Genomic DNA, 25,798 nt, shown 5'->3' with positions numbered 1-25,798 from the left:
AATTATGTACTCATGCTAGTGCGATGCTATGAAACTGATTGAAATAATTGAGCGAGATTATACAGGGAGTTAATAGGAGTTGATAGCTATAAAAGGTTTCTTGAAAGTCTGTAGTAGTCGACCAAATTTAGAAAATAAAGAGCGTATTATGCGCCTTCTCTTAAATGCCTAATAAATGTCTGTCAACGCCGTGAACGTGCCCAACCTTGTTCTCAATTGAATTAGAGATTTTTCATATTTTCATCTTGTAGGGAAAAAACGTTGGGCAATGGCCCACAGTTTAGGGGTTGATAACATACGTTCTAAATGGACAGCATCCCAATAAGCTGTTGATAAACTATTTTTAGGATTGTTATTGATCTGCTCTACGACGGTTGAAGATGGCTGAGTGGACGTAACAAGAATATATCCATCACATTCATGTTGCACACAACTATCAACGATATCATCTAAGATCCCTGTTCCCACACTGGCCCCACTTACAGCATTTTATTTACATTGTATGAGCCATTTTCTGGAGGTATCTCTGAAACGGCTATTGTGCGCGTCTATACAAATAAGATCTCTTCCTCCATCAGGCCCACGACCATTCCAATAAACTTGATACCCCATACTAAATAACAGCTCCCTAGTAAGCTGCTCTAAATTCTGCCTATTGGTTGATAACTCATTGAAATCTAACATTTGATTCCTTGTAAAATTAAAATATAAGCAATTTTATTTATTCTTGCGTTCATCCCAAGTCTCTAAGACAAATAAAGCGATAGTATGAGAAGAGTGTATTGCGAGTCTGGCATGACGAGGCTTTATATTATAGATTTTAGCCCCTTCTCCATGAGCAGAACTTGCGTGAGTTCTAAAAGCTCCAATACCATCTACAACAGATAAAACGCCAGTAAGAATTTTCTTCAAATCATCATCTTGAAGTAACTTTGGGTCAAAACCTAAGTGATGTCGAACTACTTTCCATAAGTTTTGCAAATCTTGCTTTTGGGGCATATTAAGACTTTCTTCTGAAATGTAAATTTTAAAAAGAGACTCTAATATATTACAAGCAGCAGATACTGCCTCTCTGGGTTCAGAGTTAACATTTGCTAATGCTCTATTAAACTCAGCATCTATCGCAGGGTTGTCTCGACCTTTAATTAAGTCACCAAGTGAACGACTGGGAGCAGAGCTCCCATCTGAAATTACCCCACCAGAGATATAAGTTAAATTGCACCTTGTTAAAACTGCTTCAAGTTTATTTTTGAACTCTTTTTTTGGGTCTGTTCTCACCGATCTAAACATAAACTGGGCGACTTCTTCTAAGTCGGGTAGCTCCATATAGCACTCAATAATAAGACCTAGTACTTTGAGCGGTTGCTCTGCTTCATTATTTATACGTCTTACCCAATCTTGAACTTTAACAGGCTTAGAGCCCTCCGGCGGCTCTCCTGGAGCATCTGCGTGCATAAAAAGGCTATCAATCCTCGGATGAGACTCCAGATTAGGTAAATGATCTGAAAGTACAGATATTATTGGTGCTGGAATTTTCTTATTCATGAAGTAGGTTCCTATAAGAAATTACTAATATGCAATCCGCACATCTAATGCCATACATACTACCTCAAACAACCTCACTAGCCACCACTACACTCCTATACCCTGCTTTTCTGTCGCCTCGGGTGGTGACTTTGTCGATGGACCTGTTTCGATCTTTCGGAACGAACAAGTGTATTAAAAGTGACCTTAGCGGGGTTGTTGAGTTAGAATCCTTAATAACGTTAATCAAGGATGATATGGCACTAGGCTGTATCTGTATTTTACTACTGAGGCAACATGAAATTAGTTTTACTGTCTGGCGCGGGGCTATCAGCAGGATCTGGAATTCCAACGTACCAAGAAAGAACGATGTCAGAAGAGTTTAAAGACTTTTTTAGTGCCTCAGAAGACAAAGCATTACAAATACTCCAAAGTCATAAACATATTTTTGAGAGCGCGACGCCTAACAATGCCCATAATGAGTGCAAAAAACTTGAAGAATTCTGCCGTGCAGTGAATGTTGAATTCCAGCATTTCACTCTTAATGTAGATTCACTCATTGAAAAGGCAAATGGTTCAGTCAATCATATTTATGGCTGTGTCGATGATCCAGTTACGGTGGTGAACAGTCGGTTTTCAGAAGCCAGTGTTCTTGATAATTTGGTGTGGTGCAAAGACGACATACTAGTCATTCTTGGCGTAAGTGATAACGGCTACCCTATTGGAATACTTGAGGCCAATGTGCTTCAAGCTGGCGGTCAGGTAATCAACTACAACATTGAGCATATTAGTAATCTGTTCTGTAATCAGGTGATCGGCAACGTGTCAGATACGTTAAAAAGTATCGAGGTGGCCTCTAAACTCCCACTAGTGTATCAAGAGCTAGACCTCGGGGCATACAAGGTTGACACCTACAGTATAAACATCAATGGTCTTAATTATATTGTGTATTTTTCACCATCAATCCACTTTTATAATGAAATGAACCTTTTAGAAGATATACAAACCTATATAGGCCATCAACTGACTCACTCCTCATTTGAAGTTAAGTTTGACTATGAACCGAACATTGAGGGTGGTTTAGAAACCCAATTCAAAGCGCCTGTAGGGCCTCCATTATCTTTACTAAATTTGAATATTTTAGGACATACGCTATGCTCATTAATAAATATTCATAAGAATCAATATGGCGGCGAGTTTTATACCGCATCGGCGGCGCACTCACGCTTAGTACGCTTCTACAATAAGCTTGCTAATCAATATTGTAATACGTTAAAGTACGGCCACTGGTTAGAAATTAATCTCAACGAGGAGATATACTATGTCATCAAAACGCATTGAACAGGTTTCTGCATTAAAGGCAAAAAACCTTAAGCGCTTAGGAGAGGCATACGCCAAAGCAGTAAAAGAAGGCACATTGAAACCCAAAACGCCTCTTTCCGCAAAATAATCGATTTCGTTAAAGCTGCCAAATGGCGGCTTTTTTAATGCCTATAATTCCCCTTTCCTGAATCTATTGATCTCAAATTTATTGGGGTCAGATGAAAATTACGCTAAATAGAATAAAGCCCCACCTTTTTAGAAATCAACAAAGTTACGTTGGGTGTAATCTTTGACGCGGGTGATGTTGTCGTTTACCCAGTCTGGTGTGTGGAGTTGGGCTTGGTACATGCGGACAGCTTGGATTAGGTCGATGAGTTCTTTAGATGGGATGACAACAGGGTCGCTTTCTGAATTTATTGGAGTCAGATGAAAAATTGTTGACCATATGGAGGCAGGAAAGGGCTAGGTTTTGTTGATCAAATAAAAAAGCCGAACGATGTAGTGCTTAATGACTACATGGTTCGGCTTCTACCCACCCTATCCCGTAATACCTTAGTGCTTTTTCGGCTACTTGCCTCGGCATTTTTACCTAGTCAGTGACGAGCAACTAAGGACACCAAAATGCTGAACACGACCCCAGCTCGATTGCTAGGGTGGTGCATCAAAACCGATAGCATTTCAAGAAACAACTGGCAACCAGTTGTATACAGTGGCTCAAAGCGCCACCCTGCTTTATTTGGGTTTGAACCTTGATATTAAAATGGCAAATGCTTGCTATGCAAGCCTAATTTCAAACATTTATGATAGAAAGAGAAACTCACAGGCTCAGTATCAAGAATTGAGAAAAAAATTTCGTGTAATTTAAGAAAGCCACCTTTTGTACTCAAGCTTAGCATAAAATCATTAAACTCAACCACGAGATCATCAAAACTAGAGCACTGAACTACCTGTTCAGCAAACCAGTTACTGTTTTCTGCATCCCCATGAATCCAGAGTTCTTTATCCTGATTTATGTTTATAGTAATAAGTTCATTTTCTTCAATGCTGTATTCAAAAAGACAAGCTCTAACCAGTTTCACTAAGGCAAAACCTTGCTCTTTTTCAAGCACAACTAGCTTAATAGCCTTAATTTTTTCATTACTCTCACCAATTTTTCGAACTGAATTTACTTTTAGGTTCGATGGAATTTTATGTGAAAATAGTTCTTCACCTTCCAATTTAGTGTATTTAAAACATATGCTTTTCTTGTTTTCACTGAGAGTTAACCCATAGAATAAATGGCTATTTCTGCGCTTTAGCTGGCCACCATATTCATTTATGAAGTACTGCATTTGACGTTCCGTGGCGAGGGCCTTGCCATTACGCCACCTTGATGCAAGTGAGACAGAGCTTTCTTTTAGACCTGCTTTTTTAGCAACCTCTTTATTAGAATAACCACCTACTTCAGTAGCTATCCTCAAAAGTTTTTGAGTTTGCTTGTACTTACTTTCCATTGCCATGGCTAATCCTTATAAAATAAAAACCGGCGGCATTATAGCCGCCGGCGATCACTTAGTCATCATCCAAATAATCATCGTTATTTGGATTGTGTACATCGGCCCATGTATCCATGTCCGCATCATTGTTTGGGTTGTTGATGTCAGACCATACATCTAGTTCGTCTTGAGATAAATCTTCTGTGTTCATTTACTTTGCTCCTTTCTTGCCTTTGTAAAGGTTGTTGTTAGGATTAAGCTGCTTAGAGCGATTATCCAGCACCTTTTGGTATGCTTTATTAGTCCCGCTCGTTCCTTTGTTATTATTAGCTTGGTTCGCTTTATGATCGTTTAAATGCTCTGTGTGGCAAGCACTTCCAAAGATATCTTCATCGTTTAAGTCATCGCAGTTCATCGGTCATCTCTTTTTGATTAGAATGTAATTATGCTTCAGGCTGCACCCAAAGCAACCACATGGTAGCATTTGACTATAAAAAGAGACGATGATAAATCAGTGATTGTTTAGTGATTTTTAGTGATACTCGGTGATTTTTTTAAATTTAGATGATCATTAGAATAATTTACTGGGGTCAGATGAAAATCAAGCGATTTTTCATCTGACCCCGAACTCTATTAAGCATTTAAACAACTAGCCATTGCGCTTTTTCATCCGTTGTTTTTATTTTTGATGGCACGACTCGCGGGTATGAATTTCTATTCGGGTAGCTGATTTTTTTTATACAAACCAGCTCACCATTTTTCCTAGGGTATTCTATGATTATGCTTTCAAAATCATAAAGAATTGAGTATTTATCTTTTTTATCCTTTTCTTGTTTTGAATTTTTACACCACATCAGCAATGGAACCGTTCCGCGGTACATTTCAGAGGCATCCGAACTGAACACTTTAGCTTCTTTTGTATCAGGATCTGATGAATACATATCCCAAAGTGATACGTCTTCATCTAGAGATAGCCTTAATCTGGCGCTGTTAATCGACCCACAATCAAGATTAGAATACATATTGCCATTTGCGATACGGAGATAATCACCATTCCAACGGTTCTTTAAATTGAAGGACTCCCCAAGAAATATTTTCTTACACCACTTAGGGACATTTCTTGGCATGTCTTCTGATAAAAAAGAGTTATAACGATCAAGAATCGTTTTACTGTAGTCCTCAATTTCTTTACCTGTTTTGTAATCTTCCGTCCCTTTGAACTCTGCTCCAAGTAGTTCCTCCATTTTTAAGTTTCTTTGCAGGATCGTATTATAGGAATACTGCATGCAACTAATCGTTTCAGCAACAAGACTGGAAATTTTAAGATACTTCCCTATCAACGACAGTAACTCTCCATTCCCTGTGCTTTGAGCGCTTTCAAAATCAACTAATGCATATTTACCCAGATGAATTTGCTCTTCTGCTATTTTATGCAAATTTTTCACTTCTTCTTGAATACGAGCACTGTAATCCCCACCCGCATCTTGATCCATTTTTACAATATGAGTCAATTCATCCATGGAAGACTTTGCATTGGTTGTATTTACTCGTAGATTGTTTATATCTAAAGCGGACAATGTGATGCTGAAAGCGTTATCAAGCTTACTCTCAATCCTCTCTAGTTTGTTGAGAATTTGTTGTGCCTCGCTGGGGTCATCTTGGTTTAATACAAAAGTAACATACTTAAAGAAAAGACTCGCGCCCGGTATTTTGATTGAATCCGCCGTTTTTTCTACTACTGAAATACTCTGGTTAACATTCTTTATTTGAATAAGGGTGAAATAATTTTCCGCTGCAACTAATTGATTAGTCATTAAATATTCCTATTAATCGTTAATTTTACTCAGACTTAATAAGAGTCAGATTTTCATATAAAAATGTAAACTACAGACCATTACGCTAATTACCTGAATTTAGGCTTACTTTACTGGACGCTGCTCAAATACACCCTATATAACACTCGCTCCTTTCATCAACCCTTCCCTACCGATACTTGAACCTAAGCCATCCTGCAAAGAGCACAGCCATAAAAAAAACGATGGCTACGACCAATGTGGGAAGTTTGTAGCACCACTTAACGATTCTTACTGATGCCAACAAGTCTTTGAAGAATGACCAATCGGCGGCGAGCTTCTTGAATACACCTCCGCCTATTGTGTATCTGGCATCGTGTTTAGCGCATGGATTGCCAAACCACCACCCGAAAAATAGATCAACAACGCATTGCGGCAGTACTTTAACAGGATACCCAACACTCCCTAGCCGAAGCTTGAGTGCGGGTTTTATTGGACTCTTCTTGCCGATTTTCATCCCATCTGACAATTAAGTCTTGAACTGTAGACTCCGTTTTTGGAGATAACATGCTCAACTCTGTTGATGAGCCATTGCCCGTTGATACCTTCTCGAAAACCGCTTACCTGAATGGGGCCTCCTGCTACTAGATGTGGGTTTCCTACTAGTTTGAGCTCTAGGCGTTGCTCGTTTCTTTGGGCGCGTTTGTATTCGGCTTGAGCGTTGGCAAGTGCTAGCGCTTCGTTGGCGTAGGTTTGTGCAAGGCGCTTTTTAGGCTCTCCCGCACCGACGCTGACTTCTATTGTCTTGGCCGTTAGAATATATCTATAGCGTGCGATCACACGGCCAGATTTAATTCTTCGGCTGATCAATAACCAATAGTTTGCTGTTTGTTCTCTGGTGTAGTAGACAGTTGGCAATGGGCTGCTAGCTGACGTGATGAGTTTGCCACGTACTGAGAACACAAGGTGATTGCCTGCGGGCTTGCTAATAAGCACCTGTTGATAAATCCACTATCCATACACTTACAATAAGTTAAGGGATTTACTCACAGGCTCTCAAGATGAAATTTTGAGGTGCATTCTACAGAAAACAGAGTAAGTACTCCATTTTTATTAACGCGATAAACGCAAGCAAAGAGCAAATAACGCGTGAATTATTTACTCTTTCATGAGGAATAGAGAAGAATTGAATAAAGCTCAACACACTTTCAAGATTAAGGTAAAATTATCCCCCTCTGTTTCAAGACTCTTTCAACGGTATCCACCGTTGCTTGAGTATGACTATCAATCTCTAAGTTAACTTTATCGCCAACAGATAACTGCCCAAAAGTAGTGACTTTTAACGTTTCAGGAATTAATGATACTTCAATCCAATCATCGCCAATATCGCAAATCGTTAAGCTGGCTCCATTTAAACCAACATAGCCTTTGTCAAACAAATATCGACGAGCATCAACCTTTGTTTGATCCCCTACGTCAACAGCGAATCGTATATGGAAACTCTCTCCCTTTTGAACAATGTCACGCACCATAACGCAGGTCATTATATGACCAGACATAACATGCCCACCCACTTCACTTCCCATACGAGCCGCGCGCTCAAAGTTCACAATCGACTCTTTTTCCAATAAACCAATATTTGTCAATGCCAACGTTGTATCAATAACATCGAAGCTGATTTTGTCTTTTTCAACCGCGACGACAGTCAAACAAACGCCATTAATGGCGACACTGGCTCCTTCCTGTTGACCTTGCATAGAAGATTCAGGAAACTGAATGGTTAACCTTTTATTACGGCCGAGCGTTTGACACTCGTGTACTTGAGCCATACCCTGAACGATACCTGTAAACATGCATTACCTCTGTTAAATTAGAATTCGATTATTTCAAAAACCAAATAATTAATCTGTAAATTTTGTACGATTGAAGAAGAATTAAACATACCCATTGAAACTCGCGTAATACGTGGCATTTAGACAGTTATCAAATGGTCACCAATAGGGTTATCCACAGCTTGCGGGGATAACAAACAACGAACGAGACAACAAAATAGAAGCATACCGATGAATATTCTTTTTAAGTCGTTTAAGTTTATAAACGTAGTATTCCTAAGTTTTTATGTTATTGCTCATGCTAAAGAAAATGAACAAGCCTTCTTGTGGCAAGTGCAAAATAAACACATTACAGTCTATCTTGCAGGCTCAATACACGCTCTTAATGAAAGGCATTACCCTCTTCCCCAAGCCTACTTAGATGCCTATCAAAAATCTGACAATTTGGTTGTCGAACTGAATGTGAACAAGCTAGATCCATATATTTCACAATCGCTTATTCAGTCAAAAATGTGGCTACCTGTCAATCAAACACTTGAGAAATATCTATCAAAAAACGCATTAGATGCGTTAAAACACTTCAATATAAGAAATAAAAGTGAATACGAAAAATTGATAAGAATGCGTCCATGGATGGTGATCGAACAGTTAACAGGCTACCAACTAAAGCAGACACAATTCAAAGCGGATCTTGGCTTAGATCAATACTTTTTACAAATGGCCGAAAAAAACAACAAGCCAATTTTAGAACTGGAAACCTTAGAGCAACAAATCACCGCCATTGCAGACAGCCCGTTTCACTCTCAGATTGCAGCGCTCGAAGTGTCTCTTAGTCAATTAGACGACAAAGACTATCTAGAAAAAATGGTAAATTATTGGGAGCGCGCAGACCCTGTAGGGTTGTATAACTTTGTTTATCAAGATGTTGTACAAAACCCAAAGCTTGGACCAATGATGAAAAGTTTATTGGATGACAGAAACAAAAGTATGGCCGACGTGATTGCCTTGTACTTAAACCAACCGATAAGCCGTCGAAATAATTACTTTGTTGTCGTTGGCGCACTTCACTTAACTGGACCTAACAGTATCCAAAAGCAATTAGAGAGGAAGGGCTACTTTGTTCAACCTCTATTTAAAAAAGAGAGCATAAACTGAATCTCCCTTTAACAGAAAAGGCCATAAACTGAAATTTATGGCCTTTTCTATCAGTCATTACGTCAAGATAACTACTCTGCTTTCACGAGCGCCTCAATCATAGATTGCGTCACCAGAGTGATGCCATCTTCATTACGATGAAAACGTTGCGCATCTAATTCAGCGTCTTCTCCAATAACCATTCCCTCAGGAATCTGACAGTCAGAATCAATAACGGCATTCATTAAGCGGCAATGACGTCCGATATCCACTCTAGGTAAAACCACACATTTATTCACATGCGAATACGAGTTAACGCGTACATTATTAAATAGAATGGATTTTTCAACGGTAGAACCTGAGACAATACAGCCCGCCGAAACAACAGAATTCAGGGCTGTGCCTATACGCTCTTCATAATTATAATTAAATTTTGCGGCTGGTCTTTGATATTGGGCAGTACGAATTGGCCAGTTATCATCGTACAAATCTAACTCAGGTAATAAACGAGTTAAATCCATATTGGACTCCCAATAAGCCGTTAATGTACCCACATCACGCCAATAAGGTACATCAGGGTAGCTTTCATTTTTTACACAGCTATTCGCAAAATGATGCGCTTTAATATTACTTCGCCCAACAAAGAAAGGAATCAGATCTTTACCAAAATCATGAGTTGAATCATCATCAAGCGCATCCGATTTTAGATGCTCACTTAAAAACTTGGTACTAAAAATGTAAATTCCCATACTAGCCAAAGACACATTAGGGTTACCAGGCATGGTCGGTGGGCTCTTTGGCTTCTCCTCAAACGCAATAATATTATCATTTTCATCAACATGCATGATGCCAAATTGATCCGCTTCATTAACCGGAACTTCAATACAAGCCACCGATACATCCGCTCCCGTTTCCATGTGCTCCTTTAACATTAAACTGTAATCTTGTTTATAAACATGATCACCAGCCAAAATTAGGACATATTCGCTGTCTAATTCATCAATCATTTTCAGGTTTTGGAATACAGCGTCCGCCGTTCCTTGGTACCACTCTTCCCCTGTTTGCTGCTGAGCAGGCCATAGCTCAATGAACTCATTAAAATCTGAGCGTAAAAAATTCCAACCACGTTGAACATGTTGGTTTAGGGTATGAGATCGATACTGGGTTAATACAGCTATCCTGCGCACTCCAGAATTAACACAATTTGACAAAGGAAAATCGATAATTTTGTATTTACCAGCAATCGGAACCGCTGGCTTTGAACGATAATCTGTCAGCTGCTTTAACCTAGATCCTCTCCCACCTGCCAAGATGATTGCTAACGTTTTCATACATGCAGTATTAAGATCCATAACTCACCTTTTTTTGAAAATTAATCTTTTATTATTATAATAATTATTTAGGGTTGCTTGCTCGATTACGGGTTATATTTAGGTATACTCCGATAGATAAACTAAATCAACAAGATAACAATATGATGAACATACTTTTTGTCGCGTCCGAGATTTATCCTCTTATTAAGACGGGAGGCCTTGCTGATGTCGCTGGAGCACTCCCAGTTGCTTTACGAAAAAAGGGCCACGATGTCCGCCTTTTAATGCCAGCTTACTCTGGCATATTAGATAAAGTTGCCCCTATCCAAAACAAAATAAATTTAGGTAACCCTTTCAATACTGGGGACCTAATCCTTCTAGAAACTCAAATCCTTGAAAATGGCACGCCAATTTGGTTATTACAATGTCAAAGTTTATACGAAAGAGAGGGTGGTCCATATTTAGATACAGAAGGAAATGATTACCAAGATAACCATTTAAGATTTGCCGCTCTGTCTTGGGTGGCCGCCGTATTATCTTCTTACGGTAGCCTAATGAAGTGGCAGCCAGATTTACTGCACATTAATGACTGGCAAGCTGGGTTAAGTGTCGCCTACTTAAAAAGTTGGAAGATGCCGCATATTCCAGTCGTTACCACAGTCCATAATCTAAGATACAACGGCAGTTTTCCAATGTCGCTCTTCTCTGAAACCCGACTATCTGATGAGCTTCTTACTCATCATGGAATTGAATTTTATGGTCAGTTTTCCGCTCTAAAATCGGCTCTCGTTTATTCAGATGCCATCACAACCGTCAGCCCAACATACGCCAAAGAAATTCTTACGGCTGAATATGGTGATGGTTTAGATGGCACGCTCAGGGCACATCAACACAAAGTTCAGGGCATTCTGAATGGTGTCGATTACGATCAATGGTCTCCTGATATCGATTCAAATATAAACACGAAATACACGATTGATTCTCTTAATCTTAAACAAAAAAACAAATTAGCCTTACTAAAAGAGAACCATCTTGATGAGAACCTAGAACAACCTATTTTCGGTGTTGTCAGCCGTTTAACAGAACAAAAAGGATTAGATCTTGTTCTAGAAGCCATCCCAACCGCACTTGAGCAAGGAGCAAAATTCATTCTCTTAGGCTCGGGAGATAAGGCTTTGGAAAACGCATTTGTTGAATTACAGCAGCGCTTCCCGCAACAAGTAGGCATTAGAATTGGCTACGATGAAGCCTACTCCCATAGATTACAAGCGGGTATTGACGCCTTATTAATTCCCTCTCGCTTTGAACCTTGTGGTTTAACTCAGTTGTATGCGCTGAAATACGGCACCTTACCCGTTGTAAGACAAACAGGAGGGCTTGCTGATACGGTTTTTGAAGAAGGGCCGGAAGCAAATGGCTTTGTCTTTGAAGAAGCCAATACCACATCGCTAACATCGGCTATAGAACGATGCATGATCTTTTTCCGAGATAACCGTGGCTGGCGAGAACGACAAGAAAATGCCATGCAATACGACTTTAGCTGGGAGAAAACAACCACCCATTGGTTAGATCTCTATTCCAGACTATTAAAAAAATAACACGCCATTCAAAGTCACGTTTAATTGCATTTATTATTCATACTGTTAAACGTGATTTAGAACAAGTATTTACCAGCAATAAGCTTGCCTTAGGTTCACCTTATGACCTAATCTTAATAAGTATAAAAAGATAATCTGAGGGCTGCAAAACATGGAAATCAACACATTATTAAACCAAACCTCAAAGCTACCAAACATACCAGAAATTGTCCGTGAATTAATTCAAACACTCAACTCTGAGCACGCAAATCACGCTGAAATAGCTCAAAAAGTAGCAAAAGATCAAACCATCTCCTTAAAAGTATTACGACTGGTTAATTCAGCTCAGTTTGGGCTATCAAGAAAAGTCTCATCCATCGACGAAGCCATTGTATTGCTGGGGATGGAGAAACTGAAAACCTTAGTGATTGCCTCTGGTTTTTCCGGATCGGCCTCTAATGTGGATGGACTTGATACTAAAAGGTTTTGGAAAGATTCATTTCAGGTCGCTTCACTGGCAAAATGGCTCGCATTAAGAACACCTAAAGTTGACGCCGATATTGCTTTCACCGCGGGCGTTATTTATAACATTGGGCGTTTACTGTTGCATTTAGCCGAACCCAATAAAGCAAAAGCAATAGAAACCTTAATAAGTGAAACCAAAGTAAGCCGGACTGCAGCGGAACTTGAGCGATTGGGCTTCACCACACAAGATGCAGGCAAAGCCTTATTAGATATGTGGCAGTTTCCACAAGCGTTGTCAAATGCCGTACAGCAATATAAAAAGCCTCTCGCATTTGACCCAGCCTCACCTCTAAGCGCTGTACTCAATTTAGCCTGTTATTTAAATGCCTCTATTAGAGAGGATCGTGACCCAGACATAGTCAAAGAATTCGTTCCTAAAAAAGTTTTAGAACTTGCTGGTATTGACCCTATGATCATAGATGAGTTAGACGAAGCGCTGTGCTTAGAGTCTGGACTGGATGATCTGATTATCTAAATAATCTTTTAGGTTAAGGTATTTGAATTCACCAATACCTTAACCCATATCTCAATCAGATACCTGGTGTAACAGAGAAGCCCGCGTGCCTTTAACGTCAATGAGCTTGATGCGTGTAGCGCTTCCAATCGAGTAAGCTTTGAGTCAAGGCTTTTTCATTAAAACCATCAATGGCCATGGTTTTCAAAACGCCATTTAACTTTTGTTTCATCTTTGGAGAATTACAAGGAGACTTTTTAGAGATGGTTAAGAAAAGCCCCTCACTACTAATAGAAGCCAATGAAACGACATCGGTATTCATATCTAGTAGATCTAAATACGCTAAACCTGGGGATTTTTCATAGAGCGCGTAATCAACACGTTTTGCTGTTAGCATTTTGAATGCTTGTTCAATTCCTGATACAGAAATCAAATCTAAGTGCTTCTTAGAGAAATCGTCGAACGTTTGACCAAAGCTATTGTTAATCACGGTTACACCGTGTTTGTTAATTAAATCTTCTTTTTTTCTAAAGTCCAAGCGTTGTCCCGTACGCTTCCAAACAACGCTACTGGTGTATAGAAACGCTGGAGATAAATAATCCATATAATCGGTTCGATCATTCGTATAAAAAGCACCGGCCATAATATCTACACGGCCAGATCTCACCTCTAATTGAGCTCTTGACCAGGGACCGGTATGAATTAATCTAATTGGCACACCTAGGCGCCTTGAAATTTCATCAATAATTAAACGGTTTGCACCTAATAATTCATCTGAATCCTTCGCTTTTTTCCATAGAAAAGGAGGGTATTCAGAATTACCGGTTGCAACCATTGAAGAGCAGCTCATCCCTGTTTCTGCTTTAATACCTGTAGAAATAGGTAAAAGACAGCATAAAAACGCGCTGAGTTTTACTGTACGACTGGGAAGAAAGCGCATAGACATCTCAAAGCAATTTAATTTTTAACCTAATTCATTATATTTCAACATTCTAGAAAGTACAGTGAGCAACAAATGTTTTTTGTAATAAATGAACTTTTCTTACCGACGCACATCAAAGTACTTAACTTAATATGAAGGACTTTTCTAATGTATGCACTCATATCAAAAATTCCCTTAGTAACAAAAACCCTCGCCATAGTGCTCTTAATACTATCAATAATACCGTCATACGCCGCCTCTCAGAACAATGTAAATAAAGAAGGCATTGGACTTTCAGGCTACGACCCCGTGAGCTATTTTATGAGCGCCCCAATGAAGGGATACCCAGCCTTAAAATACACCTACAAAGGCGCGACATACCAATTTGAAAATGAAGAAAACCGTCAAACCTTTATCCAAAAACCTGAAAAATACAGCCCCGCTTACGGTGGTTGGTGTGCCTGGGCCATGCTTGATGGAGAGAAGGTTAAAATTGATCCTCTTAGCTACAAGATAATCAATGGCAAAAACTATGTCTTTTATAATGGTTTCTGGGGAAACACGCTCGATAAATGGAATGAAAAAGCCCTTGCAGAAACGGAAACATCACTCGTAAAAACAGCTAATGCAGAATGGGCCACGCAAAAATAACATACGATTTAAAATGGCCACAAGCATGAGGTTTTTGCTTGTGGCTCAGTGCCCACTAAAAAGCTAAGTGTTTCTTTGTTCTCACAACGGTCGGCGGCGATAGCGAGTTCATCTAAGCTCACTTGAACACGTCGAGTACCTTTAGGTAAATTTGAGGACAGTGATTTGGGGTTTAGTTGGGTCATCAAGTCAATCCAGACTTTCTGAGCGCCCGTTCCGCCAGTAATGCTCAAAGGCTTATTCTCATCGTCCCCCAACCATATTGTTGTCGAATAATCACCTGTTATACCAACAAACCAACTGTCCCTCTGCTCATTGGTTGTGCCTGTCTTAGCCGCAAACCGTAAATTGGGGAAATGAGACTGTGCTCGCCTTGCCGTTCCAACACTGGACACCTTTGTCATGCCATCAAGTGCGGTGGCTAATACGGCATCAGTAAAAGGTACGTCCTTCTTCGAGCTAAATTCTTTGAGGACGTCACCTTGTGCATTTAATACACCTGCAACAATACCTAGCTGCGATGATTGCCCCATCGAAGCAATAGGCTGATATATACGGGCCACTTCAAAAGGTGACAACTCTAACGATCCTAACGCAACGGCCGGCCTCATCGTAAAGGGTCGCTCTACTCCGAGTTGCCTTAGGCCTTCACCTAATCGATCAAACCCCAATTTTTCAGCCAAATCTAAGGTGGCTAAGTTATAGGATTTCGCCAGAGCCAGATACATAGGAACGGTGCCGTGAACTTGTTTATCATAATTCTCTGGTTGCCAAATATCCTTACCCACTTTATAGCGTTTTCGCTCATCGTTTAATGATGATAGCCAGGTAAATCGCCCTGTCGATATCGCCATCATATACAGTGGAGGTTTGACCAGTGAGCCGATTGGTCGCACAGCACCCAAAGCCCGATTAAACCCACTGTAGACTGAACTACTGGAACCGACGATTGCTTTCACTTGACCATTTTGTGTATCGGTAACCACAATCGCACCCTGAAGCCCTTTGAGTTTTCTGTCTTGTTTCTCCAATAGAGCGACTTGTCTTTGCATGGCTTTCACGGCGGCTTCTTGAGCTCGGACATTGAGACCCGTATAAATCTTCAGATTTTCTGTCGCTAACATGTCTTTATCAAAATCTTTCGACAGCTGGAAGGAGACCAAGTCTAAGTAATCGCCAAATAGTGATCTCGACTTCTGTTCATCAACGACCCTTAAAGGGATTTTTTTCGCTCTTTCATAAAGCTTTGAACTTAATACATTCTGTTCATGCAGCAGACTCAATACAACATCACGCCGCACTTTTGCTCTCTCAGGGTTACGATTTGGATTATACAAAGAAGGCCCTTTCACCATGCCGACTAATAAAGCGTATTCGGCTATGTTTAATTCATTAATTGGCCTGCCAAAGAAATGTTTACTGGCGGCCGCAAATCCATGAATGGCTTTATTCCCAAACTGGGCCAAATAAATTTCATTAACATAAGCCGCTAGAATGTCTTCCTTAGAAAAACGGCGTTCGAGTAGAATCGCCATAATCACTTCTTTAAGCTTACGGGTGTAGGTTCTCTCTGAGGAAAGGTACATATTCTTGATTAACTGCTGCGTAAGAGTACTTCCGCCCTGTCGGCGCTCCCCTTCAACAAAATTCACCCAAACCGCTCTGGCAATACCGTTTATTGAAATACCAAAATGATGAAAGAAAGCTCTGTCTTCTACGGCCAACAAGGTGGTGATTAACTCTTGTGGAATTTGCTCATACGTAAGGATTTCTCGCCCTTCTGTATTACCACCATATAAATGGCCAATAAGCTGCGGCTCTAGAATAGCACTCTCAACAGACTGACCACTGACGGTTTGAATGATCAAACGTCCATTATTAAATGAGAAAATACGACGTTCACTTTTATGAGCCCCTGTATGATCTTTATATGGACGAAGATGAGCGCTGATCTTAGTTTGGCTTCGAGCCGCCCAACCGACCTCTTGACTATTACGACCAAATCGGTAGCCCGCTTGCGTCAACAACACTTCTAGATCTTTTTTCACCCAAGGATCGCCCGATTTAAGCACAATAGGCGCACTGTACACTTCGGATGGGACGTGCCATTTTTGACCAGAAAAGGACGCCACAACCTCATGATCTAGCCACCAGACCCATAACGCAAAAGGAATAGATAAAATCAGTCCGACAACAAAACACCACTTGGTGAAACGCAGCATCAGCTGTTTACAAAAACCCGCTAACGAAAATGTCTTCGACCGCCTAGAAGGTGACGCTCTCTTTTTTGATTTACGTTTTTGAGTCGTTTTTTTAGGAGCGGCTTTGGATGAACTTGCAGAGCTTTTTGTCGTTGCACGACGCTGAGATTTTGGTTTTGGATCAGTCATGGCTGCGAGTATAGTGATGACAACAATACTTGGCAATCTCTCTTAATAAGTAAACCGTTTATTTACAAAATAGAGAAGCAAAATTCACCTGTATTCTGAATAGCGTTTCAGAGATCAAGCGCCTTTATGTTAGATTAACGGCTTATCCATTAAGACCATATAATCATTTAATAATGAACAAACACTATCTAGGTTCGATTACAGAATTAAGCGATACTCAGGCAAGAGGTATAGAAGTGAACCTGAAAGACAAAGGTCATATTAACCTCATTATCCTAAGACAACAGGACAAGGTTTACGCTTATATAAATCAGTGTCCTCACCGAGATCTAAAGCTGGAATGGAGTAAGGATGACTTTTTTGATGAATCAGGCGCTTTCTTGCATTGTTCTGAACATGGCGCCCTTTTTTTACCAACAACAGGCGAATGCATAGTGGGGCCATGCCAATATCAATCCTTAGAGAGCGTTTCTATTTTTGTTGAGAACAATGATATTTTTTGTGACCTAGAGGCTCTCTATGATGAAGCATAGCAATAGACATTGGTTAAAAGGAATAAGCGTTGCTTTTTTCCTAATGTTTGCGTCCTATCAAACTTACGCAGAAAGTGCTCTGATTGCTGTGGCAACAAACTTTACTCCAACAATGAAGTCAATTGTTGATGCCTTCCATCAGGACACAAAACACAACCTCAGAGTGTCTTTTGCCGCTTCAGGAAAGCTCTATGCTCAAATCAAAAACGGGGCCCCTTTTGATCTATTCATGTCAGCCGATCAAGCCATTCCAAAACGCTTAATAGAAGAAGGAAACGCCCTAGAAGGCAGTCAAGTGACCTATGCTGAAGGCAAACTGGTGCTTTGGTCTCTTAAAGAAGAGCTCATAGACAACCAAGGGGATATTTTATTTTCGGCACGCTTCAACAAATTAGCCTTAGCCAACCCAAAACTTGCGCCATACGGTCTGGCGGCGACGGAGGTTCTGGATCACCTTAACTTAACTCAAGACACATATTCTCGCTGGGTCCAAGGTGAGAACATAGGACAGGCTTACCAATTTGTCCGCAGCGGCAACGCCGATATTGGGTTTATCGCACTGTCACAAATCCAGTTTAATCAACATACCCTAGAAGGTTCGTATTGGCACGTTCCAGAGTCCCTATATACCCCGATAAAGCAAGACCTTGTTGTCCTCAATAAAGGAGAACATAACCAAGCCATTAATGATTTTCTGCAGTATTTAGCCTCACCAAAGATACAAACACTGATACAAGGTTATGGTTATAATACCGAACAAAATTTAACCCTGTTTAACTCTTTTGATGGCATTTTAAATGACGTTAACGCCAACTGACTGGGCAACCATCGCATTAACTTTGCGGCTGGCCTGCATCGTAACCTTGCTATTGCTTTTAGTAGGAATCCCTCTTGCCTGGTGGTTGGCTAGAACTCACTCATTTTTAAAAGGCCCTATTAGTGCATTAGTTGCCTTGCCTTTGATACTCCCTCCCACCGTGATAGGTTTTTACTTGCTGTTATTGTTAGGCCCAAACGGCCCAGTTGGCAAGCTGATGCAACAACTTGGATTGGACTTATTGCCTTTTACTTTTGAAGGGTTGGTCGTTGCGTCGCTGATTTACTCTTTACCTTTTGTGGTACAACCCATCCAAAACGCCTTTGAATCGATTGGCATCAGGCCCCTTGAAGTCGCCGCAACACTGAGAGCGTCACCATGGGAACGCTTTTTCTATATTGCGCTTCCTTTAGCCAAACCCGGTATCTTAACCGCAGCCGTTCTTGGCTTTGCCCATACAATTGGTGAATTTGGTATTGTATTAATGATAGGTGGTAACATTCCAGAAGAGACCAGAGTGATTTCCTTACAGATATACGATCATGTAGAAACGCTAAATTATTCTCAAGCGCATTACTTATCTGGCATTATGTTGCTGTTTTCCTTTGTCGTATTGCTTATTTTATACAGCCGTCCTAATAACCATTCACTAAAATATGGGGCTAACTAAGTGACCCAAGCCTTTGATAAACCATCCTTTATTGTTCAATACGAATTATCTCTCAAGGAACATCACTTTTCTGTCGACTTAACTCTACCCAATCAAGGGGTTATTGGTGTATTTGGTGAGTCAGGTTCGGGCAAAACAACCTTACTAAGGGTGATCAGTGGCTTGCAGAAAATACCCAATGGTACCCTTCTGTTTAATAATGTCTATTGGCAAGATAAAGAAATAGGCCTTCCAGTTCATCAGCGCCCTATAGGATATGTCTTTCAAGAAGCCAGCCTCTTCCCCCATTTATCCATTCAGGGAAATCTAGATTTTGCTAAAAAGCGCGCTTGGCCGTTAAAAGACAAACGCCAATCACTAAAACAAACTGACATTTTTCGTTTACTGGATATCGACCCTTTGCTACATAAGTGGCCAAATCAGCTGTCCGGAGGGGAGCGTCAACGAGTCGCCATTGCCAGAGCGTTAATGATCAACCCAAGCCTACTCTTGATGGATGAACCTTTGTCTGCTCTTGATTATACCCGTAAATTAGAGATTTTAAGCTATTTGGAAAAACTCAAAATAGAACTGGCTATCCCGATCATTTACGTTAGTCACTCTGCTTCGGAGCTCGCACGCTTAGCGGATTACCTCGTTATTATTGAAAAAGGACACATTCATACTCACGGGCCCATAAACCAAGTATTGGCTGAAGCCAACCTACCAGCCAGTTTACAACAAGATGTCGGAGCGATTTTAGACACCTATGTTTTAGACACCTATGTTGAAGAAAAAGACGCCTCAGATGGATTACAAAAAGTGTCTTTTTCGAAAGAGAAAAAGCATCCACATTTGTGGATCAATAACACACAGTCAGCGATCGGTGACACAATACGCATTCAAATATTAGCCAAAGACATCAGTATTGCCTTATCAAAGCCATTAGACAGCAGTATCACCAATATTATATGTTCCACTATCCACGCTATTAAAAAAGACACCAATCATAGATGGCTAATTGAGCTTAAAATAGACGATGTTATTCTGTTGGCCAAAATCACACAACGTTCTTTCGATAATTTACAACTCACTGTAGGCCTGCAAGTTTGGGCTCAAATAAAATCGGTAGCACTTAAAAGCTAGGGAAAATGGATGCACACCTTAAAACATGAAGCCACTCAACTAACACGCGAAGTATTTACCATCACTTTCACGCTGTTTAAAATCATGATTCCAGCCATTATCATTGTAAAAATACTCGTTGAGCTGGGCATTGTTCCCTATGTTGCCTGGGCTTTAGAGCCGTTAATGTCCTTTGTTGGTTTACCTAAAGAAGCTTCTATTATCTGGGCCGCCACCATGTTGACATCCAATTACACGGGCATGGTGCTCTTCTTCCAGTTTTTTGAAAACGAACCCATTACCGTCGCTCAAACCACTGTATTGGCTTCTATGATGTTAATGGCTCACAATATGCCTACCGAATGCGCGATCGCTCGAAAAGCCGGCATAAAAGTCATTTATGCCGTCGTGCTAAGAGTGGGTTCCGGCTTTTTAATCGGTTGGATATTGCACCTCCTCTATTCAAAAACAGGCATGCTACAAGATTCTAATCAGTTAATATGGACGCCATCAGAGACCGATGACAGCTTGTATGGTTGGCTAATACAACAATTAGAGTCCTTATTTTACATCTTTGTTATGATAGCAGGATTGGTTTTTGGCCTTAAAATACTCAAACTGATTGGCGTAGAAGCCTTACTCAAAATGTTGTTAAGTCCATTTCTAAAAATGACAGGCATTCATAAAGACGCCACCAGCTTTACACTAATCGGCATGACGTTGGGCTTAGCATTCGGAGGCGGTCTTTTGATTAATGAAGCTAAAAAAGGCGTACTTAAAAAGAAAGACATCTTCCTAAGCCTTTCACTATTGTGTTTATGCCACAGTCTAATAGAAGACACCATTTTAATGTTTTTAATTGGTGCGGATTTAACCAGCATCCTACTCTTTCGAGTCGTGTTTTCTTTTGTCTTAATGATATTCATTTCTCAATGCTTTAAGCGCTTACCCGAGCACAGCCACCACCACTTTGTTGTTTCAGTCAACAATCAAGGTGTAACGAAATAAACACCTAACCAATAAGATTGGCCGCCTTTAAAAATCTAAACGAGTCGGCCAATACTCACTGAATAACGCCTTCATTTTTTGACTCTCCAACAGCGAACATAGTCTCTGCCACCGGCCGCCCAGTAGGGTGAAACAACGCTCACATGGCACAGTGCATGCAGTAAATTTAACGGCACCGAAAAGGTTCAAAAATCCTCTATACATTCTCTTAAGGTGATTTTTTTAGCTCTCTAATGGTGCACCAAAGAAAAGAACGCCCCAACTTATTTCTTTTTCTTCCTTACTAATTGACTAATTAAAACGGAACGTCATGGCAGCTTCGCAAAAAATATTCAAGGTCAGACGCTATTACAATCGATGGGTGGCCGATCAGACACTTGAAGACTACTCATTGCGTTATACCGCTCAAACCGGCCGGAAAATGAGTATCGATCGAGTGGCTAAAACAGCGCTTGGAGCGACGGCATTTTTAGCGCTGGAAAGCTTAGCCGCGACCGTCACCTTGAATTACGGCTTTATTAACGCGATCACAGCCATCTTAACCGTTTTATTGGTCTTTTTTATAACTGGTTTCCCTATTGCCTATTATTCCGCTAAACACGGTCTAGACATAGATCTACTGACCAGAGGCGCTGGATTTGGTTACCTAGGATCGACCATCACCTCCCTTATTTACGCCACTTTCACCTTTATTTTCTTTGCAATTGAAGCCGCTATACTCGCTTCAGCATTGCATGTTTTATTTGGGATTCCATTAGCCATCGGCTATTTAATGTGTGCCCTGTTTGTGATTCCAATCGTGACACACGGCATAAAAGCCATTAGCCGGTTTCAAATTGGTACTCAAAGCTTATGGCTCGTTCTACAATGTTCCGCATTATTTGTTGTTCTCTATTATGAGTACGACAACATCCATGATTGGAGCCAATATTCGATTAACGGTGTCGAGGGTAGCCAGCATTTTGATGTCTTACTCTTTGGCGCGGCGGCCTCTGTGCTCTTCGCCTTAGTGGCTCAAATTGGCGAGCAGGTCGATTATTTGCGATTTATGCCAGCCAAAAACCAAAAGAACAAAAAAGAATGGTGGTTTTGGCTGATTCTTGCAGGCCCAGGATGGGTTATTGTGGGTGCGATCAAAATGTTACTTGGGTCTTTCCTCGCGTATTTGGCCATCCAACAAGGCATGACCATTGCCCAAGCATCCGATCCAACGCATATGTACCAAAGGGTGTTTCAGTTTTTAACCAATTCCCCTCAGCTGTCTTTGATTATGGCCGCGACCATGGTGTTTATTTCTCAAATGAAAATAAACGTCACCAATGCCTACGCTGGCTCAATTGCTTGGTCAAACTTTTTCTCGCGCTTAACTCACAGTCACCCCGGACGTGTTGTGTGGTTAGTCTTTAACGTCACCATTGCACTGCTATTAATGGAGTTAGGCATTTATCAAGCGTTGGAGGCCGTACTTGGTGTGTTTGCCATTGGTGCCATCAGCTGGCTCGCCTCACTGTCCGCGGACTTACTGATCAACAAGCCACTCAAACTAAGCCCATCCTATGTTGAATTTAAACGTGCTCACTTATACGACATCAACCCAGTTGGAACGGGCTCGATGTTAATCGCCACCAGCTTAGGATTAATATGTTACCTGGGCGTTTTTGGTGAAATCGCCAAAAGCCTGTGCCATTTTGTGAGCTTATTCAGCTGTTTTATTTTTGTGCCACTGATTGCTTGGCTAACCAAAGGCAAATACTACCTAGCTCGTCAGTCGCCAGAACTGCTGCCTTATATCGAACTTGAAAGCAAAAATCGCCCTTTTAAAATCGTTACCTGTGGCGTCTGTGAAAACCAATTCGAGCAAGAAGACATGAGCTTTTGTTCCGCTTATATGCAACCGATCTGCTCACTTTGTTGCTCTTTAGACGTTCGCTGTCTTGACCACTGCAAACCCCAAGCTCGAGTGTCTCAGCAGGCCATTCACTTTATGCATCTTTTTCTTCCCTACAAAGCGGTCAAATTAATCAATTCACGTTTGGGGAGGTTTTTAAGTTTACTCACCACGGTGAACCTAATAAATGCCGCCTTAATGTCTTTGATATATCACCATATGCAACCCGCTTCAGCGGCCGAAGAGATACTCTTGCAAGAAACCATGTGGGCCTTGTTCTTCACATTATTAATTGTCTCTGGCGTATTATCTTGGCTGTTTTTATTAGCCCATGAAAGTCGAGTGGTGGCTCAAAAAGAATCCAACCGACAAACTCGGAAGTTGATGAAAGAAATTGAAGCCCATGAGCAAACGGACAAAGAACTACAAAGAGCCAAAGAAACCGCCGAAAGCGCCAATGCCGCAAAGAGCCGCTATCTTACCGGTATAAGCCATGAGTTACGCACTCCCCTTCAGTCCATTATTGGTTACGCCCAATTATTGGCCCAAAAAACCGAAACCCCAAAGCAACATCAACATGGATTAGCGACTATCCAGCGAAGCGGTGAGTATTTAACGGATTTGATTGAAGGTTTATTAGACATTTCTAAAATTGAAGCGGGTCGTCTTGAGTTGTACCGAAATCAAGTCAATCTACCGGAACTGATTGAGCAATTGGCCAATATGTTTTCCATTCAAGCCACCAGCAAAGGCATTCAATTTCACTACAACGTCGTATCGCCCTTACCACAGTTTGTCATTACCGATGAAAAACGTTTGCGTCAGATCCTCATTAACCTATTGTCGAACGCCGTTAAATACACCAAAGTAGGTCAGGTGCATTTCAACGTGAGTTATCGAAATCAAGTCGCTGAGTTCAGTATAAAAGATACTGGCCCAGGCATTCACCAACACCTTTTAGACCGAATATTTGATCCGTTTGAACGTGTTAGAGACGCCAATACAGCTAACCTGCCAGGAACTGGTCTTGGTTTAACCATAGTGAAATTACTCACCGAAATCATGGGTGGTGACCTAAATGTAGACAGCCAACCAGACTCAGGCAGTCAATTCAGAGTCACTCTTATGCTCCCATGGGTAGCAAGGGAGAGCATCCCTGCTAACAAACAAAAGCGCATTGTGGCCTATAAAGGCTATCAACGAACCCTATGCATTGTCGACGACGACCCCATTCTTAGGGGCTTACTCGCAGAGGTATTCGTGCCTCTTGGCTTTATCGTACTAGAGGCCCACAGCGCAGAAGCGTGCCTCACTATTATAGAGAACACGCTACCGGACTTATTTTTGTTAGACATTTCCATGCCGGGAATGTCTGGTTTAGTGCTTGCCGATACTTTACGTCATCAAAACATTCGCAAACCCATTATAATGCTGTCCGCAGATGCTCAAGAAAACCACCCACTGAAACAGAAATCATCAAGTTACGACGACTACTTGGTGAAACCCATCAGTAATAGCAAACTACTCAATAAAGTCGCGGAATTTCTTGCCATTGAATGGGTCTATCAAGAAGACCAGAATCACAGTAACGACCGTCAAGCCGATGACCAATCCAGCTCTTTAGAAAAAAACACAACGCTATTGAAAGCAAATACAAAACAAACTTCAGACGAATCATTTTATCTACCAGAGGAAGCGATTATTCTCGAATTAAAAGCCTATGCAGAAATGGGCTATCGCCGAGGCGTAAAAACGGCCTTAAGCGCAATAGAGTCTCGCTCAATGTTGAATTCGACCACCTTAAAACAAATCCATCATTTTGATGAAAGGTTTGAATTTGAAGCATTAGTGGCCTTTATTGAACAGCACAGTGAGCAACATAACCACCCTAAAAAGTCAGCGGAGCCGAAAACAGAATGACCCCAATTACTCGACGCGATATTGTTCTGGTTGTGGATGATTCAGCCGATGCCCTCAGCCTAATCAATGACACTCTTGAAGAGGCCCATATGGATGTTTTAGTCGCACTAGAAGGCAAACAAGCACTGACTATCGCCAAAAGAATTCGCCCTGACATCATCCTATTAGACGCCATCATGCCTAATATGGATGGTTTTGAAACCTGTCAGGCTCTGAAAAACGATTCTGAATTGGCATCAATTCCTGTCATCTTTATGACGGGCTTAACCGATACCGACAGCATTGTAAAAGGCCTAGAATCAGGGGGCGTTGATTATCTTACCAAGCCAATCACTCCCAATGAATTACTGGCCAGAATGAAAGTGCATCTAACCAATGCAAGACTCACTAACAGTGCGCAGTCCGCTTTAGACAGTACGGGACAACACCTTATCACCGTTTCAGAAAATGGTGCGATACAATGGGCAACACCGCAAACATACGCTTTATTTGCGAAAGCAAAGGCCTCAAAAAACTGGCAACACTCAGCATTTCAACAGCAAGTCGAACAGTGGTTAAAACACAGACCTGAGGCAGGCCACCAACTCAGTTTACTCAATATTGAATACCCATTAAAAGTCACCTTAATTAGCCATCAGACAAATGGCGACCCATTATTAAGATTAGAAGATGGGCGCAAACCAACAGGTGCCAGTTTACTAAAAGAGCAATTATCCCTAACGGAAAGAGAGTCCGAAGTGCTGAACTGGATTGCCAATGGCAAAAGCAACCGAGACATTGCGCTCATTTTAGAAATGAGCCCGCGCACAGTAAATAAACACCTAGAGCAAATATACCCTAAACTTGGGGTGGAGAACCGCACAGCGGCGGCGGCCATAGCATTAAAAGTTATGGCAACACATTAACCTTCCACAATAAGCCCAAGTCGTTCCTAGGGTAGAAGCG

General features: G+C 41.0%; 26 protein-coding genes. 14 read left to right on the top strand and 12 right to left on the bottom strand.

Annotated elements, in window-relative coordinates; genetic code table 11:
- Nucleotides 1-240 precede the first annotated feature (240 nt).
- From IEZ33_RS04515 to IEZ33_RS04505, 3 genes are read right to left on the bottom strand one after another with little or no spacing between them, the layout of a single operon-like run.
- Entirely contained in the window at nucleotides 241-468 is a 228-nt protein-coding gene (locus tag IEZ33_RS04515; protein WP_191602517.1) for a hypothetical protein, read from the bottom strand.
- A 21-nt stretch (nucleotides 469-489) separates the two neighbouring features.
- Complete coding sequence (locus IEZ33_RS04510; RefSeq protein WP_191602516.1) at nucleotides 490-684, bottom strand: restriction endonuclease; 195 nt, start codon at nucleotides 682-684, stop codon at nucleotides 490-492.
- Nucleotides 685-717: 33 nt separating this feature from the next.
- On the bottom strand, nucleotides 718-1,545 hold the full coding sequence (locus tag IEZ33_RS04505; protein WP_191602515.1) for an abortive infection family protein: 828 nt from the start codon (nucleotides 1,543-1,545) through the stop codon (nucleotides 718-720).
- A gap of 276 nt (nucleotides 1,546-1,821) precedes the next feature.
- Between IEZ33_RS04505 and IEZ33_RS04500 the strand changes: the two genes are divergently transcribed.
- The 3 genes from IEZ33_RS04500 to IEZ33_RS20840 all read left to right on the top strand — a co-directional run bounded on the left by IEZ33_RS04500 (nucleotide 1,822) and on the right by IEZ33_RS20840 (nucleotide 3,600).
- Nucleotides 1,822-2,865 carry an SIR2 family protein gene (locus tag IEZ33_RS04500; protein WP_191602514.1) on the top strand — a complete coding sequence of 348 codons (1,044 nt, stop codon included), beginning with the start codon at nucleotides 1,822-1,824 and terminating at the stop codon, nucleotides 2,863-2,865.
- Complete coding sequence (locus IEZ33_RS20845) at nucleotides 2,846-2,974, top strand: hypothetical protein (RefSeq protein WP_261599308.1); 129 nt, start codon at nucleotides 2,846-2,848, stop codon at nucleotides 2,972-2,974. Before IEZ33_RS04500 ends, IEZ33_RS20845 begins: the two co-directional genes overlap by 20 nt.
- 494 nt (nucleotides 2,975-3,468) lie before the next feature.
- Nucleotides 3,469-3,600 carry a hypothetical protein gene (locus IEZ33_RS20840; RefSeq protein WP_275672799.1) on the top strand — a complete coding sequence of 44 codons (132 nt, stop codon included), beginning with the start codon at nucleotides 3,469-3,471 and terminating at the stop codon, nucleotides 3,598-3,600.
- A gap of 2 nt (nucleotides 3,601-3,602) precedes the next feature.
- On the opposite strand, the gene IEZ33_RS04495 is transcribed toward IEZ33_RS20840, so the two are convergent.
- From IEZ33_RS04495 to IEZ33_RS04475, 6 genes are all read right to left on the bottom strand, one after another.
- Complete coding sequence (locus IEZ33_RS04495; protein WP_191602513.1) at nucleotides 3,603-4,346, bottom strand: hypothetical protein; 744 nt, start codon at nucleotides 4,344-4,346, stop codon at nucleotides 3,603-3,605.
- A 52-nt stretch (nucleotides 4,347-4,398) separates the two neighbouring features.
- Complete coding sequence (locus IEZ33_RS20835; RefSeq protein ID WP_275672798.1) at nucleotides 4,399-4,533, bottom strand: hypothetical protein; 135 nt, start codon at nucleotides 4,531-4,533, stop codon at nucleotides 4,399-4,401.
- Complete coding sequence (locus IEZ33_RS04490) at nucleotides 4,534-4,737, bottom strand: alpha-amylase (RefSeq protein WP_206696908.1); 204 nt, start codon at nucleotides 4,735-4,737, stop codon at nucleotides 4,534-4,536.
- A gap of 226 nt (nucleotides 4,738-4,963) precedes the next feature.
- Entirely contained in the window at nucleotides 4,964-6,136 is a 1,173-nt protein-coding gene (locus IEZ33_RS04485) for a hypothetical protein (protein ID WP_191602512.1), read from the bottom strand.
- Between the two features lie 492 nt (nucleotides 6,137-6,628).
- On the bottom strand, nucleotides 6,629-7,078 hold the full coding sequence (locus tag IEZ33_RS04480) for a hypothetical protein (RefSeq protein ID WP_191602511.1): 450 nt from the start codon (nucleotides 7,076-7,078) through the stop codon (nucleotides 6,629-6,631).
- Nucleotides 7,079-7,329: 251 nt separating this feature from the next.
- Nucleotides 7,330-7,968 (bottom strand): riboflavin synthase subunit alpha, encoded by a 639-nt coding sequence (locus tag IEZ33_RS04475; protein WP_191602510.1) that lies wholly within the window; start codon nucleotides 7,966-7,968, stop codon nucleotides 7,330-7,332.
- 210 nt (nucleotides 7,969-8,178) lie between these two features.
- Between IEZ33_RS04475 and IEZ33_RS04470 the strand changes: the two genes are divergently transcribed.
- On the top strand, nucleotides 8,179-9,102 hold the full coding sequence (locus IEZ33_RS04470) for a TraB/GumN family protein (RefSeq protein WP_191602509.1): 924 nt from the start codon (nucleotides 8,179-8,181) through the stop codon (nucleotides 9,100-9,102).
- Nucleotides 9,103-9,173: 71 nt separating this feature from the next.
- Here IEZ33_RS04470 and glgC read toward each other — a convergent pair whose 3' ends face one another.
- Complete coding sequence (gene glgC, locus IEZ33_RS04465) at nucleotides 9,174-10,433, bottom strand: glucose-1-phosphate adenylyltransferase (RefSeq protein WP_191602508.1); 1,260 nt, start codon at nucleotides 10,431-10,433, stop codon at nucleotides 9,174-9,176.
- 122 nt (nucleotides 10,434-10,555) lie between these two features.
- Here glgC and glgA point away from each other — a divergent pair, with 122 nt between their 5' ends.
- Both glgA and IEZ33_RS04455 read left to right on the top strand, forming a co-directional pair.
- Entirely contained in the window at nucleotides 10,556-11,992 is a 1,437-nt protein-coding gene (gene glgA / locus IEZ33_RS04460; protein ID WP_240009631.1) for a glycogen synthase GlgA, read from the top strand.
- 151 nt (nucleotides 11,993-12,143) lie between these two features.
- Nucleotides 12,144-12,971, top strand: a complete 828-nt coding sequence (locus IEZ33_RS04455; protein ID WP_191602507.1) for an HDOD domain-containing protein — start codon at nucleotides 12,144-12,146, stop codon at nucleotides 12,969-12,971.
- A gap of 97 nt (nucleotides 12,972-13,068) precedes the next feature.
- Here the strand turns inward: IEZ33_RS04455 and IEZ33_RS04450 are convergent, their stop codons facing one another.
- Nucleotides 13,069-13,890 (bottom strand): substrate-binding periplasmic protein, encoded by an 822-nt coding sequence (locus IEZ33_RS04450; RefSeq protein ID WP_191602506.1) that lies wholly within the window; start codon nucleotides 13,888-13,890, stop codon nucleotides 13,069-13,071.
- Between the two features lie 150 nt (nucleotides 13,891-14,040).
- On the opposite strand from IEZ33_RS04450, the gene IEZ33_RS04445 reads away from it, so the two are divergent.
- The gene (locus IEZ33_RS04445) at nucleotides 14,041-14,523 is read left to right on the top strand and encodes a YHS domain-containing (seleno)protein (protein ID WP_191602505.1); all 483 of its coding nucleotides are present in this window, start codon (nucleotides 14,041-14,043) and stop codon (nucleotides 14,521-14,523) included.
- 8 nt (nucleotides 14,524-14,531) lie between these two features.
- On the opposite strand, the gene IEZ33_RS04440 is transcribed toward IEZ33_RS04445, so the two are convergent.
- Nucleotides 14,532-16,949: a transglycosylase domain-containing protein gene (locus IEZ33_RS04440; RefSeq protein ID WP_240009630.1), complete on the bottom strand. Its 2,418-nt coding sequence runs from the start codon at nucleotides 16,947-16,949 to the stop codon at nucleotides 14,532-14,534.
- A 137-nt stretch (nucleotides 16,950-17,086) separates the two neighbouring features.
- Here IEZ33_RS04440 and IEZ33_RS04435 point away from each other — a divergent pair, with 137 nt between their 5' ends.
- From IEZ33_RS04435 to IEZ33_RS04405, 7 genes are all read left to right on the top strand, one after another.
- Nucleotides 17,087-17,446 carry a Rieske (2Fe-2S) protein gene (locus IEZ33_RS04435; RefSeq protein WP_191602504.1) on the top strand — a complete coding sequence of 120 codons (360 nt, stop codon included), beginning with the start codon at nucleotides 17,087-17,089 and terminating at the stop codon, nucleotides 17,444-17,446.
- Nucleotides 17,433-18,263, top strand: a complete 831-nt coding sequence (modA, locus tag IEZ33_RS04430; RefSeq protein ID WP_240009629.1) for a molybdate ABC transporter substrate-binding protein — start codon at nucleotides 17,433-17,435, stop codon at nucleotides 18,261-18,263. The genes IEZ33_RS04435 and modA overlap by 14 nt, the downstream gene beginning before the upstream one ends.
- Entirely contained in the window at nucleotides 18,244-18,933 is a 690-nt protein-coding gene (gene modB / locus IEZ33_RS04425; protein ID WP_191602503.1) for a molybdate ABC transporter permease subunit, read from the top strand. Before modA ends, modB begins: the two co-directional genes overlap by 20 nt.
- Nucleotides 18,934-20,058 carry a molybdenum ABC transporter ATP-binding protein gene (modC, locus tag IEZ33_RS04420; RefSeq protein WP_240009628.1) on the top strand — a complete coding sequence of 375 codons (1,125 nt, stop codon included), beginning with the start codon at nucleotides 18,934-18,936 and terminating at the stop codon, nucleotides 20,056-20,058.
- 9 nt (nucleotides 20,059-20,067) lie between these two features.
- Nucleotides 20,068-21,045: a nucleoside recognition domain-containing protein gene (locus IEZ33_RS04415; protein WP_191602502.1), complete on the top strand. Its 978-nt coding sequence runs from the start codon at nucleotides 20,068-20,070 to the stop codon at nucleotides 21,043-21,045.
- 310 nt (nucleotides 21,046-21,355) lie between these two features.
- Nucleotides 21,356-24,853 (top strand): hybrid sensor histidine kinase/response regulator, encoded by a 3,498-nt coding sequence (locus IEZ33_RS04410; RefSeq protein ID WP_191602501.1) that lies wholly within the window; start codon nucleotides 21,356-21,358, stop codon nucleotides 24,851-24,853.
- The gene (locus tag IEZ33_RS04405; RefSeq protein ID WP_191602500.1) at nucleotides 24,850-25,758 is read left to right on the top strand and encodes a response regulator transcription factor; all 909 of its coding nucleotides are present in this window, start codon (nucleotides 24,850-24,852) and stop codon (nucleotides 25,756-25,758) included. The genes IEZ33_RS04410 and IEZ33_RS04405 overlap by 4 nt, the downstream gene beginning before the upstream one ends.
- The last annotated feature ends 40 nt before the right edge of the window (nucleotides 25,759-25,798 follow it).

It is taken from the genome of Marinomonas algicola, from assembly GCF_014805825.1.
GTDB classification, from domain to species: domain Bacteria; phylum Pseudomonadota; class Gammaproteobacteria; order Pseudomonadales; family Marinomonadaceae; genus Marinomonas; species Marinomonas algicola.
This window is presented reverse-complemented; position numbering and strand designations above follow the sequence as displayed.

Excerpts from the sequence above, each read along its gene's own strand:
- IEZ33_RS04510 (WP_191602516.1), bottom strand. The coding sequence starts at position 684 with ATGTTAGATTTCAATGAGTTATCAACCAATAGGCAGAATTTAGAGCAG.
- IEZ33_RS04505 (WP_191602515.1), bottom strand. The coding sequence starts at position 1,545 with ATGAATAAGAAAATTCCAGCACCAATAATATCTGTACTTTCAGATCAT.
- IEZ33_RS04500 (WP_191602514.1), top strand. The coding sequence starts at position 1,822 with ATGAAATTAGTTTTACTGTCTGGCGCGGGGCTATCAGCAGGATCTGGA.
- IEZ33_RS20845 (WP_261599308.1), top strand. The coding sequence starts at position 2,846 with ATGTCATCAAAACGCATTGAACAGGTTTCTGCATTAAAGGCAAAAAAC.
- IEZ33_RS20840 (WP_275672799.1), top strand. The coding sequence starts at position 3,469 with ATGCTGAACACGACCCCAGCTCGATTGCTAGGGTGGTGCATCAAAACC.
- IEZ33_RS04495 (WP_191602513.1), bottom strand. The coding sequence starts at position 4,346 with ATGGCAATGGAAAGTAAGTACAAGCAAACTCAAAAACTTTTGAGGATA.
- IEZ33_RS20835 (WP_275672798.1), bottom strand. The coding sequence starts at position 4,533 with ATGAACACAGAAGATTTATCTCAAGACGAACTAGATGTATGGTCTGAC.
- IEZ33_RS04490 (WP_206696908.1), bottom strand. The coding sequence starts at position 4,737 with ATGAACTGCGATGACTTAAACGATGAAGATATCTTTGGAAGTGCTTGC.
- IEZ33_RS04485 (WP_191602512.1), bottom strand. The coding sequence starts at position 6,136 with ATGACTAATCAATTAGTTGCAGCGGAAAATTATTTCACCCTTATTCAA.
- IEZ33_RS04475 (WP_191602510.1), bottom strand. The coding sequence starts at position 7,968 with ATGTTTACAGGTATCGTTCAGGGTATGGCTCAAGTACACGAGTGTCAA.
- IEZ33_RS04470 (WP_191602509.1), top strand. The coding sequence starts at position 8,179 with ATGAATATTCTTTTTAAGTCGTTTAAGTTTATAAACGTAGTATTCCTA.
- glgC (WP_191602508.1), bottom strand. The coding sequence starts at position 10,433 with ATGGATCTTAATACTGCATGTATGAAAACGTTAGCAATCATCTTGGCA.
- glgA (WP_240009631.1), top strand. The coding sequence starts at position 10,556 with ATGATGAACATACTTTTTGTCGCGTCCGAGATTTATCCTCTTATTAAG.
- IEZ33_RS04455 (WP_191602507.1), top strand. The coding sequence starts at position 12,144 with ATGGAAATCAACACATTATTAAACCAAACCTCAAAGCTACCAAACATA.
- IEZ33_RS04450 (WP_191602506.1), bottom strand. The coding sequence starts at position 13,890 with ATGCGCTTTCTTCCCAGTCGTACAGTAAAACTCAGCGCGTTTTTATGC.
- IEZ33_RS04445 (WP_191602505.1), top strand. The coding sequence starts at position 14,041 with ATGTATGCACTCATATCAAAAATTCCCTTAGTAACAAAAACCCTCGCC.
- IEZ33_RS04435 (WP_191602504.1), top strand. The coding sequence starts at position 17,087 with ATGAACAAACACTATCTAGGTTCGATTACAGAATTAAGCGATACTCAG.
- modA (WP_240009629.1), top strand. The coding sequence starts at position 17,433 with ATGATGAAGCATAGCAATAGACATTGGTTAAAAGGAATAAGCGTTGCT.
- modB (WP_191602503.1), top strand. The coding sequence starts at position 18,244 with ATGACGTTAACGCCAACTGACTGGGCAACCATCGCATTAACTTTGCGG.
- IEZ33_RS04415 (WP_191602502.1), top strand. The coding sequence starts at position 20,068 with ATGCACACCTTAAAACATGAAGCCACTCAACTAACACGCGAAGTATTT.
- IEZ33_RS04410 (WP_191602501.1), top strand. The coding sequence starts at position 21,356 with ATGGCAGCTTCGCAAAAAATATTCAAGGTCAGACGCTATTACAATCGA.
- IEZ33_RS04405 (WP_191602500.1), top strand. The coding sequence starts at position 24,850 with ATGACCCCAATTACTCGACGCGATATTGTTCTGGTTGTGGATGATTCA.